This is a genomic window from Rhizobium sp. SVR5-9E (assembly GCF_056755095.1).
Genome location: NZ_JBNDHS010000645.1, coordinates 1 through 242, shown reverse-complemented (window position 1 = coordinate 242; position 242 = coordinate 1). Strand labels below are relative to the sequence as shown.

Sequence of the window (242 nt, the reverse complement as noted above, 5' to 3'; positions counted from 1 at the left end):
CAGATGTGTATAAGAGACAGGGTTGCACACGTGTTCCGCACCCGTACGCCGCTCTCAAGATCCCGAAAGATCTCTACCGCTCAGCTTGCATGTGTTAGGCCTCCCGCTAGCGTTCATCCTGAGCCAGGATCAAACTCTCCATTGTATGTTTGTCTTGACTCACTCAAAGTTTTTTTACGCTTTAGTTTTTCCTTACTTGGCTGTCTCTTATACACATCTCCGAGCCCACGAGACTACGCTGC

1 rRNA gene is annotated in these 242 nt (G+C 49.2%); it reads right to left on the bottom strand.

Annotated elements, in window-relative coordinates:
• Positions 1 to 145: ribosomal RNA gene (locus ACPYOJ_RS36390) — 16S ribosomal RNA — on the bottom strand; the annotation flags it as partial.
• Positions 146 to 242: the final 97 nt, after the last annotated feature.